Origin of the sequence: Phytohabitans flavus, assembly GCF_011764545.1 — a bacterium.
Lineage (GTDB): Bacteria > Actinomycetota > Actinomycetes > Mycobacteriales > Micromonosporaceae > Phytohabitans > Phytohabitans flavus.
On the sequence record NZ_AP022870.1, the window covers coordinates 6,060,464 to 6,078,104 of the forward strand.

The following is a 17,641-nucleotide window of genomic DNA, read 5'->3' on the forward strand; positions in this document are numbered from 1 at the left end:
CGTACCTCCGTCCAAGATGGACACGGTGGGCCCGCCGCAGGAGTACGGCGGGCCCACGGCGCGTCACTTCGTTACGGTGATGACCGGGCTGGTGATCTGCTGGTTGGCGCTGTCCAGGTAGACCACGTGCGTGCTGCCGTTCTTGGCGCTCGGCGGCAGCTCGAACGTGTACGACAGCCGGCCCAGCTCGTCGGCGGTCTTGTAGCCGATGAAGACGCCGTTCTTGCCTTCCTCGGCCTTGGTGTTGCGCAGGTAGACGGTCACCTTCTCGCCCGGGTCGTACCCGTACGCGGAGACCTTGACCCGGCCCTGTGCCTCAACGGTGGTCTTGTTGACCACGGCCTGCTCCCCGACGGTGTTCTGCGGGGTGCGGATCTCGTTGACGGTGCGCTCACCCTCGTTGTTCTTGCGGATGAGCACGCCGTCGTGGTGCTGGCCGTTGGCGTAGCGGGCCTCGTACCGGATCGTGTCCTCGGTGACGTCGATGAGCTGGTAGAGCTGAGTGTCCTCGCTCTTGCTCATGACGTCGGCGCCGTTGCCGACCCAGTTGGCGTCGCTCACGTCGTACATCTTGCCGCCGGAGACGGAGACCGCGTACACGGTGCTGTCGTGCACGGTCACCGACTTGCGGGAGGCCGCCGTGCTGCCCCGGCCGTACGTGTGGTCGTGGCCCTGGAGCACCAGGTCCACGCCGTACTTCTCGAACAGCGGGCCCCACTGCGCCCGGACGATCGGGTTGTTACGCCCGGAGGCCGTCGAGTACACCGGGTGGTGGAACGTGACGACCGTCCACTTGTTCGGGTTGGTCTTGAGCGCGTTCTCCAGCCACGCGGTCTGCGCGGCCATCATGTCCGGGATGCTCTGCACGTTGCTGTTCAGCCCGATGAAGCGCACGCCCTGGTAGTCGACGAAGTACGCGGTGCGGTCGACAGCGGGGTTGCTACCCCAGGCCGGGCCGTTCGCCGGGTACGGGAACTGCGGCGCCCAGAACGACGAGAGCGAGCTCCCGCTGTACTCGTGGTTGCCCGTGACCGAGATGTTGTTGATCTGGCCGTCGATGAAGCTGCCGGCCTGGAACCACTGACCCCACTGCTCCTCGCTGTTCGCGGAGTCGATGAGGTCACCGGCGTTCACGATCGCCTTGGCCTGCGGGCGGTCGGCGAACGCCTGGCGGAAGACGCGCGGCACCGCGGTGTCGATGTAGTTCTGCGCGTCGCCGTAGTAGAGGAACGAGAACGGCTGGAAGTCGCTGGCCGCGGTGGTGAAGTCGATCCACTCGCTCCAGTTGGTGCCGTCCCCGACCCGGTACGTGTAGCGGGTGTTGGGCGTCAGGTTGGTGAACTCGACGCTGTGGTACGTCGAGGCGTACCCGAGCGAGGTGTTGACCGGCGTCGTGGCGAAGGCCTTGACGTTGGTCAGCGCCCCGGTCGGGGGTGCCACCTGGCCGAGGGCCTTGGGCGACTCGAGGATCTCCGCCTGCGCCCACTCGGCCGTGGCCTCGGCACGCCAGGTGACCCGCTGCGAGGTCGCCGGCGTCTCGGTCGGCGTGAGGATGATGCGGTCCGGCACCGGCGACGGCTTGTGGATCTCCGCGGCCGGGTGCTTGCCCGGAGCAGCGTCACCGAACGCGGCCGGGCCGGCGGCGAAGCCGCCCGCGAGCAGCGCGGCAGCACCGATGCTGGCGAGCAACGCGCGGCGCGGTCCGGTCGACCACGGGCTTCTCTGGTCAGACAATGCTGGCTCACCCCTTGGGGTAGAGGAACGCGGCCACCGCCGGCAAGCGGTGGCTCACGGGGATTGAGCCAGCGGCAGCCAACGGCCCCGCGACAGGTGGCTGGCCGGTCGGTGAACTCATGATCCAATACGTCGGCCTATTTGCCCGGTTCACCCGATATCCCGGCAGAGTTCATCCGGCGGGGGCGGCAGGCCGTCGGGCGGTGACGCCAGGTTCGAAGATCGACTTCTACTATGCCGTTCGCGATGGTCACTTCACTCGGCGTGCGCCCCTTCCTGCGGACCGCGGGCATCCTGCTCTCCGCGGCGCTGCTTGGCGGGCTCGTCACTGGCGCGTCCCGACCGTCCACTGTGCTCAAGAGCGACGGGTTCCTCGACGCGGAGACGCCCGGCATCCTCAACATCGAGGCCGGCGAATGCTTCGACGACCCGGCCTACGACGTCGCCTTCGCCGACGTGATCGTGGTCTACCGCCCGTGCGTCGAGGGTGCGCAGAACCAGTCGTACGGCTTCGTCCAGGTGCCCGACGGCGCCTGGGACGAGCCGCGCGTGCGGGAGTACGCATGGGACGGCTGCCGCCGCTCGCAAGCCCGCCGCTGGCCGGACGGCGACCCGGGCGTCGCCCTGTACCCGGTGCTCCCGACCGCGGAGACCTGGGCCGACGGCGACCGCACGGTGATGTGCGTGCGCTACCGCCCGACCGGCCGCCTCTCCCCCGCCGACACGCGCTGAAAGCCATTCGCGGGTTTGGTTGTGAACCGCGGAGGGTGAGGCCGCGGGAGCAGCGGTCCGGACCACGACGCACATCGCGGTAGCTCAAATCTCTTTTCGAATTTTGCAGCGGATGCCGGTCTGGACGGCCGATGCCCGAGGTCGCGTGGGCGACCTCGGGCATCACGCGGAACCTCGATCCGGCTAGACCCGGCTGAGGAACGTCGGCGCCTGTGCTTTGGCCGCGGCCTCGCGCACCGGGCGGCTGGGCCACCAGATCTTCTTGCCCAGGTGTACCGCGAGCGCCGGGATCAGCAGGCTGCGGATCACGAACGTGTCGAGCAGCACGCCGGCCGCGATGATGACGCCGGTCTGCACCGAGGGCACAAGCGGCAGGATGGTCAGCGCCGCGAACGTCGCCGCCAGCACAAGTCCGGCACTCGTGATCACGCCGCCGGTGACGGTCAGCGCGTGCAGTACCCCGCGCTTGTGGCCAAGCTGGCCGACCTCCTCCCGGGCCCGGGTCATCAGGAAGATCGTGTAGTCCACGCCGAGCGCCACGAGGAACAGGAACGTCTGTAGCGGCAGGCCGGAGAAGAGCTTGGTGTAGCCCATCGCGTCCAGGACGAAGGCGGCGGCGCCCATAGCGGCCGCGTACGAGAGGACCACGCTGGCGATCAGCACCACCGGGGCCACCAGCGCCCGCAGCAGCAACACAAGGATCAGGAACACCGCCGCGAGGATCAGCGGGATGACCACCCGCTCGTCGCGTTGCGCGGCTACCTCGGTGTCGAGCTGGATCGCCGTCTCGCCGCCGACCAGGGCCTCCGCTCCCGGGACCGCGTGGACCACATCCCGCATCCGCTCCACTGTGTCCTTGGCGGCCGAGCTGTCCGGCTCCGCGGCGAGCACCGCCCGGACCATCGCCCACTGGCCGTCGGGCGAGCGCTGCGGCTCCTGTACCGACGCGACGCCCTCGACGCCCCGCACCGCCGAGGCGACCGCGTCCGCCGCGTCCGCTCGCGCGGTGATCTCGGCCGGGGAGGCCGAGCCCTCCGCGAAGTGCTGCGTGATCAGCCGCTGCCCGATGACCGAGCCGACCTCCTTGGTGAACGTCTCGTTGGCCGGCAGCCCCATGCTCAGGTTGCCGATGCCGAGCGTGAGTGCGGCCAGCGCGACGGCGGTACCCATCCAGATGGCCCGCGGCCGACGCCCGACGAACGCCGCGACCCGGCCCCACATGCGGTGGTCCTCCGCGACGTCGTGCCCAACCGCGTGGGGGCTGTACCGGGGCACGAACGGCCAGAACAGCCACCGTCCGAAGAGGACAAGCACGGCCGGCAGCAGCAGCGTCATGACCAGGAACGCGGCGGCGATGCCGATCGCGCCCACCGGGCCGAGGCTGCGGGTGGAGTTGAGCTCGGCGGCGAGCAGGCAGAGCAGGCCGATCGCGACAGTCGCGGCCGAGGCCAGGATCGCCGGGAACGAGCGGCGCAGCGCGACCGCCATCGCCTGGTGCCGGTCGCGGTGCCGGCGCAGCTCCTCGCGGTACCGGGCGATCAGGAGCAGTGCATAGTCCACGCCGACGCCGAAGACGAGCACGGTGAGCACGCTCTGCCCCTGGAAGTCGACGGTCAGCCCAGCGTGCCTGGCCAGCAGGTACACCACGGCGCTCGCCACCTGGCTGGCCACGCCGACGCAGATCAGCGGTATGAGCCACAGCACCGGGCTGCGGTACGTGAACAGCAGCAGCAGCGCGACCACACCGGCGGTGACAAGTACCAGCGTGATGTCCATGCCGCCGAACGCGTCCAACAGGTCGTCGTTGGCGCCGGCCGAGCCGGTGAGCCCGGTGAGCAGACCGGCCGGTGGCGCGTTCGCCAGCTGGTCCCGGACCTCCCCCGTCGACTCGGCCTGCTGGTCCTCGTCGCCCGCGAGCGAAAAGGAGATCAGCAGCGCCTTGCCGTCCTCGCTCACGATGACCGGCGGCACCTGGCCGCCCTCGGCGTAGCGGGTGAAAGCGGTCCGGTCCGCCTCGGCCTTGGCCCGGTCGGCGTCGGTGAGGCCGGTGTCCCGGGCGTAGACCGCGACCGCGACGAGCCGGTCGGAGCCGGGGAAGGCCGCCTCCGCCCGTTCGAACGCCTGGGTGGCCTCGGCGGTACGCGGCAGCCAGGCCACCGCGTCGTCGGTGACCACGTCGGCGAGCTTGATGGCGAGCGGCCCGATCGCGGACGCGATGACGAGCCACAGCGCGAGCGCCAAAAACTTGGTACGCCTGCCAGACGGCAGTCTGGTGATCCAGTGCCAGGACATCTTGGCTTCCTCCCTCGGTAATCGACGCCTTCGATCCTTCGGCCAGCGCCGCGTCCGGACACTGGTCACAGCACCCCGAGGGGGGTGGGGCTAGCCCTACCGGCAGTGGCGGGCAGGTCGGGCAAGAATGGGTGGCGTGAACGAGGAGCTGACCGCCTGGATAGGCCGGGGCCTGGCCGCGAGCGTGCGGGGCTTCATGCTGGGCGTGGCCTTCTTCGTGAGCGGTCTCACCCTGCTCGTCCTGTGGATCGTCTCGCTCTCGTTGCTGCCGGTCCTCGGGGTCGGCATCCTGCTGCTGCCGCTGGTGACAGTCGCGGTCCGGGCCCTGGCCGACGAGCGACGCAGGCTGGCCGGACAGTGGTCCGGCGTGGAGATCCCTTCGCCCTACAAGCCACGACCATCGATGGAGTCGTTCGGCCTGGTCGGGGCCTGGCAGCGCTGCTTGTGGATCCTCGGCGACCCGGCCACCTGGCGCGATTTCCTGTGGCTGCTCTGCGCCCCGCTCACGCTGGCGCTCGGCATCCTGGGAGCGGCGCTGGTGGGGTATGGGGTCGAGGGCACCCTGGTCATGCCCGCCCTGCTGCGATTCATCGACGGATACCACTACGGGCTCGGTTGGGCGATCGACTTTCCGTTCGAGGGCATCGTCGCGATCCCCCAGGGCGTGCTCATCCTCGCGCTCGGCGTGGCCTCCGCGCCGGCGCTGCTGCGGCTGCACGACAGGTCCACCAAGCAGCTGCTCGGGCCCACCCGCCAGGCGGCGCTCGACCAGCGGGTGCGGGTCCTTACGCGTACGCGGGCGGAGACCGTCGACGCGCAGGCGGCCGAGCTGCGCCGCATCGAGCGCGACCTGCACGACGGCGCCCAGGCCCGGCTTGTCGCGCTGGGCATGAGCCTGGGCCTGGCCGAGGATCTTGTCACCCGCGACCCGGCCGCCGCGCAGAAGCTGCTCGCCGAGGCCCGCGACGCCAGCGATCGGGCCTTGTCCGAGCTGCGCGACCTGGTCCGCGGCATCCACCCGCCGGTGCTGGCCGAGCGTGGGCTCGACGGCGCGGTGCGCGCGCTCGCGCTTACGCTGCCGTTCCCGGTGGAGGTCGACATCGAGCTCGACGGGCGGCCACAGGCTCCGGTCGAGTCGGCCGGCTACTTCGCGATCGCCGAGGCCCTGGCAAACGTGGTCAAGCACAGCCACGCCACACGGGCCTGGGTGCTGGTCCGGCACAGCGGGCGCATCCTCGTCATGACGGTCAGTGACGACGGGGTCGGCGGCGCCGACCCGGCGAGGGGCACCGGGCTCCGCGGGATGGAGCGGCGCCTGGCAGCATTCGATGGAACGGTCGCTGTGAGCAGCCCGCCCGGCGGCCCCACCGTCGTGATCATGGAGCTGCCGTGCGAGTTGTCATCGCCGAAGACCTTGCCCTCCTCCGGGACGGGCTGATCCGGCTGCTCAACGCGTATGACTTCGAAGTCGTCGAGGCCGTCGACAACGGCCCTTCCCTCCTCCCGGCGCTCCTCAAGCACCGCCCGGACGTGGCCGTGGTCGACGTGCGACTGCCACCCACGTTCACCGACGAGGGGCTACAGGCCGCGATCGCCGCACGGGAGCAGGTGCCCGGCCTGCCGGTGCTCGTGCTGTCTCAGCATGTCGAGCAGCTGTACGCCCGGGAGCTGCTCTCCGACCGTACCGGCGGCGTCGGCTACCTGCTGAAGGACCGCGTCTCGCACGTGAGCCAGTTCGTCGACGCGGTCAAGCGGGTGGCGGCCGGCGGCACCGCGCTCGACCCCGAGGTCGTCGGCCAGCTCCTGGCCCGCCGCTCGGCCGAGGAGCCGCTGAAGGCGCTCACTCCGCGTGAGCGCGAGGTGCTCGGCCTGATGGCGGAGGGCCGCTCCAACAACGCGATCGCGGGCCGCCTCTTCGTCACCGACAAGGCCGTCGGCAAGCACATCAACAACATCTTCACCAAGCTCGGCCTGCCCCCGTCGGACGACGACAACCGCCGGGTGCTCGCGGTCCTCACCTACCTGAATGGCTGAGCGCTCAACTTAAGAACCGGTCGTCCGTTCGCAGGAGGTGTTCCGGCTTGCGGGGTGCGATGTTCGAAGGGCCAGTCGCTGCGTCAGGGCTACGACCGGGAGCGGCCGGCGGCGGCCGTGGGCGAGACCACGCCACGGGCCCTCGCCCACGGTCCCCAAAGCCGGGCTTTCCGCCGCGCCAAGCGCGGAGGGGGCGCGGGCGGGTCCCGCCCGCCCGCCGCGGCAACGACGGGCGGGCGGGGGCCTCTGCCCGCCCCGCCTACGGGTAGAGGCCGGCCAGCACGGTGGCGGTTTGGACCGCGTTGGTCACCACAAAGTAGTGACCGCCGTCCACCACGTGCGTGCTGGCGACCATCGACGGGCGGAGCCGGGCGGCGACGCCGGGCAGCGTGCAGAGGGTGTCCTCCGCACCGACCAGCACGTGCACAGGGGTCTCCAGCGAGGGCGTCCAATCGTCCGGTACGAGCGACAGGTCGCGCCGGAAGCGGGCAGCAGCAGCCGGCCAACCTCGTCGGCCGTGAGCGTGGTCGGCGGCATCAGCCCGCTGCGGGTCAGCTCGGCGACAAGCTCCGCGTCGTCCTGCGCGCGGATGGTCCTGGCCGCCGCGCCGGACAGCGGCGGGGCGGAGAGCACCACGTGCCCCGGCTCCAGCCCGGCACCGGCGCGGCCCGCTATCTCGGCCGCGACGAGCGCCCCCAGGCTGTGTCCGAAGAGGACGGTGCCGGACGAGAGGTACGGCGTGATCGCCTTCCACCACGCGTCGGCGACGTCGGCCACCGTGACCGGGCCGCGCAGGCTCGCCTCGCCGGCCACCACCCGCCATGACTCGGGCAGGTGCTTGGCCAGCCGCGTGTAGGAGCCGGCCGAGCCGCCCGCGTACGGCAGGCAGATCAGCGTGCGGCCGTGGCCTTCGCGCAGCACCCGCATGGTGACATTGACCTCGCCGGTACGCAGCTTGAAGCGGGCCAGCTTGCCGGTCGAGGTGACCGGGAGCTGGTCCACGACCTCGATGACCGCCGGCCGCTTGAAGACCGGCAGCCGCTCGCGGAATGCCTGCCGGGCGGCCGTGCGCAGCGCCGAGCGGTCCGCGCCGTTCTCCGGTACCAGGTAGGCGACCGCCTGCTCCAGCCCGTTGCTGTCGTGCGCGCCGACGACCGCCACCTGGGAGAGACCGTCCACCTCGCGGGCGGCGGCCTCCACCTCGAACGGCGACACCTTGAACCCGCCCACGTTGATCAGGTCGTCGCGGCGGCAGATGTACTCCAGGTCGCCGTCCGCCGCGCGGCGCACGATGTCGCCGGTGTACGCGCCGCCGTCCGCGAACGTGCGGGCGGTGGCGTCGGCGCGGTCGAGGTAACCGGCCGCGACCGAGCCGCCGGCCACGTGCAGCCGCCCCTCGACACCGTCCGGCACGATCTGGCCCTGCTCGTCGCGTACGGTGATCCGCACGCCGGGCACCGGGATGCCGGTCGAGCCGGGCCGGCTGCCGTTCGTGGCCACCACGATGTGCAGCACCTCGGTCGCGCCGAGCCCGTTCACCAACGGCGCGCTGCACACCTTGGCGAACTCGCCGCACATCGGGGCGGGCAGGTGCTCGCCGGCCGAGACGGCCAGCCGCAGCGAGCCGAGCGCGAGCGCCTCGCCGTGGCGGATCCGCTCCAGCAGCGCCGCGTACACCCGGGGCACCGAGCACAGCACGGTCGGGCGGTGCGCGGCGAGCGTGGCGGAGACCCGGAAGACGTCCGGCGGGCCGGCGCTCAGCACAGTACGGGCGCCGGCGGCGAGCGGGAAGAGCAGCGAGTTGCCGAAGCCGTACCCGAAGGAGAGCTTGGCCGTGGAGAGCACTGTGTCGGCCGGCGACAGCGCGAGGATCCGGCCGAACCCGGTCAGCACGCTGTCGATGCCGGCGCGGGTGTGCAGTACGCCCTTGGGCTGCCCGGTGCTGCCGGACGTGTACTGGATCAGCACCACGTCACCGTCGCCCTGGTGCGCGGGCGCCGGGATCTCACCGTCGTACGGTGCCATCCGGTCGGCCCGGCCGCGGGGCAGGTCGAGGGCGCCCTTGGCGGGCAGGTGCGTGTCGGCCCGCTCGTCCACGTGCAGGTACGTGGCGGAGCAGTCTGCCGCGATGAACTCGATCTCGGCCGGGGTGAGCATCGGGCTGACCGGTACCGGTACGCCACCGGCCCACCACACGCCCAGGATCGCCACGACCGTCGCGATCGAGTCGTCCGCGACGATCAGCGCGTGGCTCCCCGGCCGGAACGCGGAGCCGTCCAGCCGCGCCCCGTAGGCGTGTACCGCCCGGGCCAGCTCGGCGTACGTGACCTGCCCGCCGGCGTCCACGTACGCGGTCGCGTCGGGCTTACCGGCGGAGAGCAGGTGCTCGACGATGTTGTTGTTCACGATGACGAAACCTCCAAGCTGGCCGTGCTCCCGCACGGCTCGACCGCGAGGGCGAGGATTTTCGTGGGGCTGGTGGCGGCGGCGCAGAGCGCGGCGGCACCAACCACCGCGAGAAACCCACCCGCCGCGCCGAGGTCGCCGAGCGACCGCTCAACGTGCCAGACGGGGAAGGGTTGGCCGGACGCGAGCGCGTCCACGAGTCCGGCGTCCAATGTGGAGATGACGAGGCCGTCCGGGCGGGTCTCCGGCCGGGCGGCGGCCTGGATCACGCGAGCGGTCGCGTGTACGAGGTCGGTGCGCTGGCACTCGCGCAGCTGGATGCCTGGCCCGGCGGAGGGCTCCAGCGCGAGGCAGGCGGCACCCTCGGCGGGCGTGAGGTGGTCGTGCGCGGCGGTGAGGCTCCACCGCGTCACGGTCGCCGAGGCGCCGACCAGCGCGGCGCTCGCGTCACCGGTCGCGATGAGCCGCATGGCCTCCGCGATCGCCGAGATGCCCGCGGTGGCGCCGCCAGTGAGGGTGAGGTTGGGCCCGGCGAGGCCGAGCCGGATCGATACGGTGGCGGCCGGCCCGTTGTACGCGGACGCGGGGCCGAGCGCCGGTGCGACGAAGCCAGGGTCCAATGTAGACGCCTCGGCGCAGACCGTGGCGTACTCCGGCAGCCCGGCCGTGGAGCTGGCCCACACCACGGCCGTCGTGTCGTCCGGCGTCCGAGCCTCGGGGCGGGTCGGCGTATCCGCCGCGGACGCGAGGGCGAGCAGCGACTCGTGCGGTACGCTGCGCAGCCCACGGGAGCCGGCGCGGGCCGGCAGGCGGGGCTCGACCGGCCCGTACACGCCCCGCTCCACCGGCGCCAGCACGGTGTCCGGGGCGGCGAACCGGCGCACCGCCGCGGGTGCCGGTGCGTCGGAGAGGCGGCGGGCGAGCGCCGCCAGGTCCTCCACTTCGGACAGTCGGAGGCCGGCGCCGCGAACGGCGACGCTAGCGGGCATCGGGTGTCCCCTTCCCCAGGAGTACGGTGCAGACCGCGCCGCCGAAGCCGTACGCCTGGCTCAGCACGCGGCGCACCGGCCCGCGCCGGCCGGCCGGCTCCACAAGGTCGACGCCGGCACACTCCGGGTCCGGGTCGACGAGCGTGACGTTGCCGGGCACGAGGTCGTGCGCGAGTGCGCGTACCCCGATGACCGCCTCCAGCGCGGCGGCGCCGCCCTCCGCGTGGCCGAGCTGTCCCTTCACGGAGGAGAGCACCGGTCGCCGCCGGCCGCCCAGCGCCTTGGCGACCGCTCGGGCCTCGACCGCGTCGTTGGCCGGCGTACCGGTGCCGTGCGCGCAGACCCAGTCGACGTCGTCCGGCTCGACTCCGGCGCGGTCGAGGCAGGTCTGGATGGTGGCGATCAGCCCGGCACCGTCCGGGTGTGGCTGGGTCAGGTTGTGCGCGTCGGCGGCGGACGCGGTGGCCAGTACGTGGGCGAGCGGCGCACGGCCACGGGCGGTGACCCGCCCGGCCCGCTCCAGCACGAGCACCGCGGCACCCTCGCCGGGCATCGTGCCCCGGCGCCCCGCGTCGAACGGCCGGATCGCGTCGGCGGCGAGCGCGCGCATAGAGGTGAAGAACGCGAACACCTCCAGCGACAGCTCGTCCGCCCCGCCGCAGACCGCCACGTCGACCTCGCCTGAGGCCACCGCGGCGGCGCCCGCGGCTATCGCCTCGTTGCCGGCCGAGCAGCCCGGCGCGAGGAGCACGGCCGGACCGTCCACTGTGACCACTTTGCGAACGGCGGCGAGCAGTTCGTCCGGGCGGGCCCAGGCCCGTTCGGCAACGCCGAGCGGCCCGCGCCCGATCGCCCGGTCGAGCAGTGGCCGGGTGCCCATGACCGTGCCCACGAACAGCCCCAGCCGCCCGCGCCGCCGGTGCGCCGGCAGGCCCGCGTCGCCGAGCGCCTCGAGCGTCGCGGCGGCCAGGTAGCGGGCGGCGAGCGACTCGTGTGGCGGTACCAGCGAGTCGAGCGCCGCCACCGCACCGGGCGGCACCTCGGCGGCCTGCTGGGTCGGGTACCCGGACAGGTCGTACCGCGTCACCGGCCCGGTGAGCACCCGGCGGTCTTCGATCGCACGCCACAACGCGTGCACGCCAAGTCCGGCGGGCGAGACCGCGCCCACGCCGGACACCGCGACGCTGTCACGGTCCAACGCTCAGTCCCCGGCTGCGCAGCACGGCGATCGCTCCGCCGAGGTCCCGCATGCCGGCCGCCTCGTCGTCGGTGAGCTTCAGCCCGAGCTGCCGCTCCATCCGTACGACGAAATCGACCTTCTGCAGTGAGTCGACGCCGAGATCCTCATAGAAGGCCGCGCCGTCGGTGATCTCTTCCGCTGGTACGTCGAACACATCGGCCGCCAGCTCACGCAGCCGCGTTGCGGACGTCTCCTGTGGCATCGTCTGTCTCCCCTAACCGCTTTCTGCCTCCCCAGGCCCAGTACTGCGGCCGACCGTCGTTGGGAGCGGCCAGGTTCGCCGGGACGATCAACCTGGGGGATCAGACACCGGGCCCGTCGCGCCCGGTCGCACACGGCGTGCGTCGTTAGGGGCCCTGTTCCAAGACCCAAACAGATTTGAGCTACCGCGACGTCCGCGGTGGTCCAGACCGTCGCTCCCGCGGCCTCACCCTCCGCGCTCCACAACCCACCCGCCCGGCGCGGCGGCCGTCTTCGAAAGCGCGGCCCCGCACGCTCGAAGATCCCAGCAAAATCCCTGATTTTGCTGGATCCCGTCGCGGTCTAGGCAGCAAAATCCCTGATTTTGCTGCCATCTCGTCCGCGAAGCGGGCGCTCGTCCGCAGCCGCGGAGGGTGAGGCCGCGGGAGCGACGGTCTGGACCACCGCGGACGTCGCGGTAGCTCAAGTCTTGAAATAGATCGTTTCGGTTTGGAAAGCGATCAGGGCGCCCCCTAATCGCGGGGGCGCCCTGATGGAGGCTGTCGCTCAGTCTTCGTCGCCGCCGACGATCTCGCGGAGCTCGACGCCCCAGTAGCGTGCGTCCGGCCAGCGCTGGGCGATCTCGACAGCCCGTTCCAGCGACTCGGTCTCGAAGATGCATAGGCCGGCGAGCTGCTCCTTGGCCTCGCTGAACGGCCCGTCCGTGACCGCCGCGACCCCGTCCCGGACCCGGATGGCCTTCGCCTGAGCCGGGCTGGCGAGCCCGGCACCGCTCACCCATTCGCCGGTCTTGACCAGCTCCTGCCAGATGTCGCCGGCCTCGTTCTGTAGGACGCCCATCTCCTCCTCGGACATCCCCGCCGCCGCTGCGGTGTTCTGGTAGATCAACATCATGTACTTCACGACGTCACCCCTCGTGGTGTCGGCGCCCCGGTCGGGCGCCTCGCACTGGTGGGTCGGAGCGGCGCACTGGCCCTCGACATCGCCAGGGCCTAGCTGGTGAGATCCACGTCACGTACGCGGCACGGCCCACGCCGGGGGAGAGTCTAGTGGTGGAGATCCACGCCGGCCGGCTCGACGACGACGAGCTCTATCGGGCGGCAGGCTATTCGCCTGATTCCTCCTGGACCCGATGGGTTCGCCCCCTTGGGGTGAAGGGTCCCTCCGGACGGTAATGCCCGTGACTGGAGCCGGCACCTGGGGAAACTGAGAGGAGTCTGAACCGCACCTGGCGCTTGGAGGTGCCCATGACGATCGATGTCCAGCTACCCGATTCGATGCCGGTGCTGTCTCGCGGCCGACATCGCAACCCGCGCAAGGGCGCCTGCTTCATGGAGATGGCGTCCTACCTCGCCGGGGAGAAGTGGAGCGATCACCCGGGCTGCACACACCCGCTGCTCGCCTCGCTCGCCCGCCTGGTCAACGACCACACAAGTGACACAAATCGCCAGCGCCTCGCCGAGCTGATCCCGTCGGTAATCGGCCTGACCAGCGACGACGTCCGCTGGGACGCGCTGATCGCGCTGCGCGCCGCGGAGACCGCCCTGCCGGTCGTCTCCGCCGAGATGCAAAATGCGATGGCGGTCTCGGTGCTCAGCGGCAACCGGCTGCTGGCCGGCCTCGACGGCCGCCCGCCGGACACACTCCGCCCGTCCAGCCGCGGCGCCTTGCTACGGGCGCCACAGGCGGCACGCTGGGCGCACAAGTTCACTTACGACGTCTCCGTCTCACGGAGGATGTACCAGCGGCATGGCGCGCCACGCACGGTGGAGTTCGCGGTGCAGGGCATCGCCAAGGCGTGCATCCCCGACCCGGACGAGACGATGCGCGGCCTGCTCTTAGGCGCGATCGACGACGTCCGGGCCGCTCAGCCGGCCACGACGGTGAGCCACTCGGCGGTGCGCACCCGGTAGCCGTGACGGTCCAGCAGCCCGCGCACGATCGCGGGCACATGGCCCGCGCCGTAGACCACGGCCACGTCGATCCGCTCGTCCGCGCGGGTCCTGTGGATCTCGGTGAGCGTGTCGAGCAGCCGGGCGTCCCGCTCGTGCAGGGTCACGCGGTCTATGTGCTCGGCGAAGTCGCCGTCGGCGAACTCCTCTTCGTGCGGCGAGGGCAGGTCGTTGACCTCGACCTCCGGCCGCAGCAGCGACTGCCGCCCGCCGAAGAACTGCATCGCGGCGACCACCGGCACAACCGCGTACGTGGCCAGCCGGTGTTGGATTGGAACACTCGACCAGGACTTGTCGATCTCCTCGGCCGTGGTGTCCGGATTGATCACCGGCACGCCCAGCGACCGGTACGGGATGTTCTGCTTGACCAGCCCTGAGCGGCGGTTGGCGGGGATGACCCGGTAGGTCATCGTGAGCGCGCTGCTCAGTGCTGAGCGACCACGGATACCCTCGACCACCAGCAGGTCGCAGCGGCGCAGTCGCTCCTCCACCGCGGCGAAGAACTCGGGGCTCGCCACGTGGATCATCGGGAAGACAAGAAACTCGAGCGCGGTGCCGGGCCGCTTCAGGCGGAGCACGGCAGAGCGGGTACCGACGATGCTGTGCTCGATGATCTGCATGCCCGCCTCCGGGAGCGATCCGATGAGCTCACGGTAGGCGCGCCCCGCAACCGGCCCTAGGACTCGTCCTCGTCGTCGGACTGGGGGGTGTCGCCCTTGCGCACCAGCGCCTCGGGGCGGCAGAGCACGGTGATCCGGTACGACAGGCCCACGTTCGACCAGATCTCGCCGCGCAGGCTCAGGCAGAGCCCGACCCCGTCGAGCCCGGCCGGGTGCTCGAAGAAGTCGACCTCGGGATCGGCGATCGCGCCGACCAGGCCCTGCGTGCCGCGGTCGGTGCTGGGCACCTGCACGAGCCCGACCGCGAGCTGCACCTCGACGTCGTCGAGAGAGTCGACGTCGTACCAGTGGGTGTCGGGCAGGAAGAGCTGCGAGTCGACCGCGCGGCGGCGGTAGTCGGGGCCCATCATGCCGGTCTCGCCGTCCGGCTCGTCGCCGATCCAGGCCATCCCTGCGAAGTCGCTGCGCAGCCGCCGGCTCTCGGTGTGGAACTCCGTCACGACGGTATCGATGCGCGGCTGGGCGACGAGGTGCACGTCAGCATCGGTCACGGCAGGGACCCTAGCACCGTCGCGGCGGGGCGCCCGCCCCGCCGCGACGGCACGCTCTACCTCTCCAACTCGACGGCCAGCGGCGTGGCCACGAACACCGACGAGTACGTCCCCACGCCGACCCCGACGAGCAGCGCGAGCGCGAAGTCGAACAGCGACTCGCCGCCCAGCGCGACGAGTGCCACCAGCACGAAGACCGCGCCCAACCCGGTGCTCACCGTGCGCGGCACGGTTTGCAGGCAGGCCCGGTTGGCGAGCGTGGCGAACGGCTCCCGCGCCCGACTCCGGCGCCCTGCTCGGGTCAGCTCGCGGACCCGGTCGAAGACCACCACCGAGTCGTTGACCGAGTACCCGATGACGGTCAGCAGCGCGGCCAGGAAGACGCCGTCGACCGGGCGGCCCAGCCAGGCGAAGAGGCCGAGCAGCAGCAGCACGTCGTGCCCCATCGCCGCGACCGTCGCCAGCCCCCAGCGCCAGTGGAAGCGCACGGCCAGGTACGCGAGCTGCGCGCCGAGCGCCACGACCAGTGCCACGACCGCCTTGCGCCGCAGCTCCTCGCCGAGGCTCGGGCCGATCCGGTCGTCCCGGTCCCGGCGCACGTCGCCCCCACCGGCCTCTGCCAGTTCCTGCCGCACCCGGGCCTCGGTCGCGTCGTCGAACGAGCCCGCGCGGACACTTACCCCGGTAGGCCCTTGGGCATTGACGACCGCCCGGGCAGTCCCGCGTCGGCCACCGCGGCCCGCGCGGCCTCCGGGCGGAGCGGGGCACTCGTCGAGTACGTCACCAGCCGGCCCCCGGTGAACTCGACCCCGAGGTTGAGCCCTCGTACCGCGATGCCGGTCACCGCCACCGCGATGGCGAGCGCCGAGATCGCCAGCCAGCGGCGCCGGTGACCCATGATGTCCGGCTCGCGGCGGGCCAGCGTGCGGCGTACCCACCCGGTGTGCGCCAGCCCGGTCCAGGCCGGCCGCCGCGCCAGCCCCCGCAGGCCCAGCGTGCCCTCCGTGAGCGCGCGGGCCAGCACCAGTGCGGTGAACATCGACACCACCACACCCACGGTCAGCGTCACGCCGAAGCCGCGCACCGGGCCCGCGGCGAGGAAGAACAGCAGCCCGGCCGCGAGCAGCGTGGTGACGTTGGCGTCCGCGATCGCCGACCAGGCCCGCGCGAATCCGGTACGCAGCGCGGTGCGCGCTGTGGGCCGGCCGGTCGCATACTCCTCGCGGGCCCGCTCGAACACGAGCACGTTGGCGTCGATGGCCATGCCGATCGCCAGTACGAAGCCGGCGAGCCCGGGCAGCGTCAGCGTGGCCCCGAGTGCCAGCAGGGCGGCGTACGAGATCAGCCCGTACGCGCCCAGGGCCAACGCGGCCATGAAGCCGACAAGCCGGTACGCCGCGACGACGAACAGCGCGGTGGCGAGCACCCCGACGACCGCCGCCCGCGCCGACGCCTCGATCGCCTCCTGCCCCAGCGTCGGCCCGACCGTGCGCTGCTCGATGACCTCCACGGGTACCGGCAGCGCCCCGGCCCGGATCAGCAGGGCGAGCTCGCGCGCCTCGTCGCCGGTGAACGTACCGGTGATCCGCGCCCGGCCGCTGGTGTTGCCGCTCCCGCACGGGGTGCTGGCGTCGACCTCGGCCGAGACGAGCACCCGCTGGTCCAGTACGACGGCCACCCGGCGGGTCGGGTCGCCCTGTGGGGCACACGCGGCCGTACCGGTCAGCTCGGCCCAGGCGCCCTTGCCGGCATCGCGGAAGTCGAGCTGTATCTCCCAGCCGCCGACCTGTCCGCGGGCGGCGGCCGCGTCCGCCACCTGGTCGCCGCTCAGCGCGGCCGGCCCGAGCCGGAGCGGTTGCCCCCGCTCGTCCGCCAGTACCTCGTCACCATCCACAGTGGATGCGGCGCCGAGCACCGGGCGGAAGGACAGCTGTGCGGTACGGCCGATCACCTCGGTCGCCTGGCCGGGGTCGGTGACGCCGGGCAGTTCGACGATGATGCGACGTTCGCCGGCTCGGGCCAGCGTGGGCTCGGACAGGCCGAGCGCGTCGACGCGGCGGCGGAGTACCTCGACCGCCTCGTCCGTGGTCTCGGCGGTGGCCTTTGCCAGTTCGCCGTCTTTCGTTTCAAGCACTATCTGGGTGCCGCCGCGCAGATCCAGCCCGAGCCGCACCGGCCGGACGGCGATGAGCCATCCGGACACGACGATGACGACCAGGGCGAGAGCGGCGCGCGCGACAGCGGCGCGCGACACGATGTACTCCTCGCTTCTCGGTGGAAAGCCGGCCGGCCGCGCGAAGGCGGGCGAGCCGGGTGAAGGGGTGGACTCGACGCGTGCCGTCAGGCAGGCGGAGCTCGACCCCGGAAGGCGAGGAGCGGCGCGCCGGCCGCCCGCTCCACCGTGGAGTGACGCGGGACGGACCAGCCGGCGGCCGGCGGCGGGAGGGTCTCGACCGCGGCGACCGCGACGGCCCCTGGCGCGGGCGACGCCGCGGCGGCCGACCCGATCGCGGCGACCACGGCGAAGGCGCTCGGCCAAGCGGACGTGGCCGCGAACTGCCCGGACGTGGCGACGCCCGAGCCGGCTACGGTCGACCGGGGCGGTGCGGGGCGCGCGCCGGGCGGCGGGACGAGGAGCGTGACAAACAGAGCCAGCAGCAGGGGAAGTGCCGCGGCCGGCCGGCGGAGCGCCGGTGTTGTCACGCTCGTGAATGTATCAGCCGGGGGCACCGCCGAGGGTCATCCCGTCAAGGTCACCGTTAGTTGAGTTCTTGCGGATATGGATCAGCTTCTTGCGTTGATCAGTCTGAATTTGTATCGTCATCGCCACGAAACATCGCACGGCGGTACGCCCCACGCGCCCGGGCGTGGCGACGTCACCGGTATGGCC

At 72.0% G+C, this 17,641-nt stretch carries 15 protein-coding genes and 1 pseudogene; 4 read left to right on the plus strand and 12 right to left on the minus strand.

Annotated elements, in window-relative coordinates:
* Positions 1 to 63: 63 nt before the first annotated feature.
* Positions 64 to 1,734, minus strand: coding sequence for a purple acid phosphatase family protein (locus Pflav_RS26635; RefSeq protein ID WP_173039140.1), 1,671 nt, complete (start codon positions 1,732 to 1,734; stop codon positions 64 to 66).
* Positions 1,735 to 1,980: 246 nt separating this feature from the next.
* Here Pflav_RS26635 and Pflav_RS26640 point away from each other — a divergent pair, with 246 nt between their 5' ends.
* Complete coding sequence (locus Pflav_RS26640) at positions 1,981 to 2,466, plus strand: hypothetical protein (RefSeq protein WP_173039141.1); 486 nt, start codon at positions 1,981 to 1,983, stop codon at positions 2,464 to 2,466.
* Positions 2,467 to 2,649: 183 nt separating this feature from the next.
* Here the strand turns inward: Pflav_RS26640 and Pflav_RS26645 are convergent, their stop codons facing one another.
* Complete coding sequence (locus Pflav_RS26645; protein ID WP_173039142.1) at positions 2,650 to 4,758, minus strand: MMPL family transporter; 2,109 nt, start codon at positions 4,756 to 4,758, stop codon at positions 2,650 to 2,652.
* A 136-nt stretch (positions 4,759 to 4,894) separates the two neighbouring features.
* Here Pflav_RS26645 and Pflav_RS26650 point away from each other — a divergent pair, with 136 nt between their 5' ends.
* Both Pflav_RS26650 and Pflav_RS26655 read left to right on the plus strand, forming a co-directional pair.
* Entirely contained in the window at positions 4,895 to 6,196 is a 1,302-nt protein-coding gene (locus Pflav_RS26650) for a sensor histidine kinase (protein WP_232071949.1), read from the plus strand.
* Positions 6,148 to 6,792, plus strand: coding sequence for a LuxR C-terminal-related transcriptional regulator (locus tag Pflav_RS26655; RefSeq protein ID WP_173039144.1), 645 nt, complete (start codon positions 6,148 to 6,150; stop codon positions 6,790 to 6,792). Before Pflav_RS26650 ends, Pflav_RS26655 begins: the two co-directional genes overlap by 49 nt.
* A gap of 306 nt (positions 6,793 to 7,098) precedes the next feature.
* Here Pflav_RS26655 and Pflav_RS26660 read toward each other — a convergent pair whose 3' ends face one another.
* From Pflav_RS26660 to Pflav_RS26680, 5 genes are all read right to left on the minus strand, one after another.
* A complete protein-coding gene (locus Pflav_RS26660) occupies positions 7,099 to 9,198 on the minus strand; it encodes an AMP-binding protein (RefSeq protein WP_173039145.1) in 2,100 nt (699 codons plus the stop codon).
* A complete protein-coding gene (locus Pflav_RS26665; RefSeq protein WP_173039146.1) occupies positions 9,195 to 10,187 on the minus strand; it encodes a beta-ketoacyl synthase N-terminal-like domain-containing protein in 993 nt (330 codons plus the stop codon). Before Pflav_RS26665 ends, Pflav_RS26660 begins: the two co-directional genes overlap by 4 nt.
* A complete protein-coding gene (locus Pflav_RS26670) occupies positions 10,177 to 11,385 on the minus strand; it encodes a beta-ketoacyl synthase N-terminal-like domain-containing protein (protein WP_173039147.1) in 1,209 nt (402 codons plus the stop codon). The genes Pflav_RS26665 and Pflav_RS26670 overlap by 11 nt, the downstream gene beginning before the upstream one ends.
* On the minus strand, positions 11,375 to 11,629 hold the full coding sequence (locus Pflav_RS26675) for an acyl carrier protein (protein WP_173039149.1): 255 nt from the start codon (positions 11,627 to 11,629) through the stop codon (positions 11,375 to 11,377). The genes Pflav_RS26670 and Pflav_RS26675 overlap by 11 nt, the downstream gene beginning before the upstream one ends.
* 545 nt (positions 11,630 to 12,174) lie before the next feature.
* The gene (locus tag Pflav_RS26680) at positions 12,175 to 12,522 is read right to left on the minus strand and encodes a YciI family protein (protein WP_232072739.1); all 348 of its coding nucleotides are present in this window, start codon (positions 12,520 to 12,522) and stop codon (positions 12,175 to 12,177) included.
* 353 nt (positions 12,523 to 12,875) lie between these two features.
* On the opposite strand from Pflav_RS26680, the gene Pflav_RS26685 reads away from it, so the two are divergent.
* The gene (locus Pflav_RS26685) at positions 12,876 to 13,541 is read left to right on the plus strand and encodes a hypothetical protein (protein WP_173039153.1); all 666 of its coding nucleotides are present in this window, start codon (positions 12,876 to 12,878) and stop codon (positions 13,539 to 13,541) included.
* Here the strand turns inward: Pflav_RS26685 and Pflav_RS26690 are convergent.
* From Pflav_RS26690 to Pflav_RS26705, 5 genes and pseudogenes are all read right to left on the minus strand, one after another.
* The gene (locus tag Pflav_RS26690; protein WP_173039155.1) at positions 13,496 to 14,200 is read right to left on the minus strand and encodes a TraB/GumN family protein; all 705 of its coding nucleotides are present in this window, start codon (positions 14,198 to 14,200) and stop codon (positions 13,496 to 13,498) included. The two genes, Pflav_RS26685 and Pflav_RS26690, sit on opposite strands and share 46 nt — an antisense overlap.
* 56 nt (positions 14,201 to 14,256) lie before the next feature.
* Positions 14,257 to 14,751, minus strand: a complete 495-nt coding sequence (locus tag Pflav_RS26695) for a hypothetical protein (RefSeq protein ID WP_173039157.1) — start codon at positions 14,749 to 14,751, stop codon at positions 14,257 to 14,259.
* A 56-nt stretch (positions 14,752 to 14,807) separates the two neighbouring features.
* Positions 14,808 to 15,407, minus strand: a pseudogene (secF, locus tag Pflav_RS43925) (protein translocase subunit SecF); the annotation flags it as partial.
* Between the two features lie 20 nt (positions 15,408 to 15,427).
* Positions 15,428 to 17,005: a protein translocase subunit SecD gene (gene secD, locus Pflav_RS26700; protein ID WP_197938754.1), complete on the minus strand. Its 1,578-nt coding sequence runs from the start codon at positions 17,003 to 17,005 to the stop codon at positions 15,428 to 15,430.
* 86 nt (positions 17,006 to 17,091) lie between these two features.
* The gene (locus Pflav_RS26705) at positions 17,092 to 17,454 is read right to left on the minus strand and encodes a hypothetical protein (RefSeq protein WP_173039159.1); all 363 of its coding nucleotides are present in this window, start codon (positions 17,452 to 17,454) and stop codon (positions 17,092 to 17,094) included.
* Between the last annotated feature and the right edge of the window lie 187 nt (positions 17,455 to 17,641).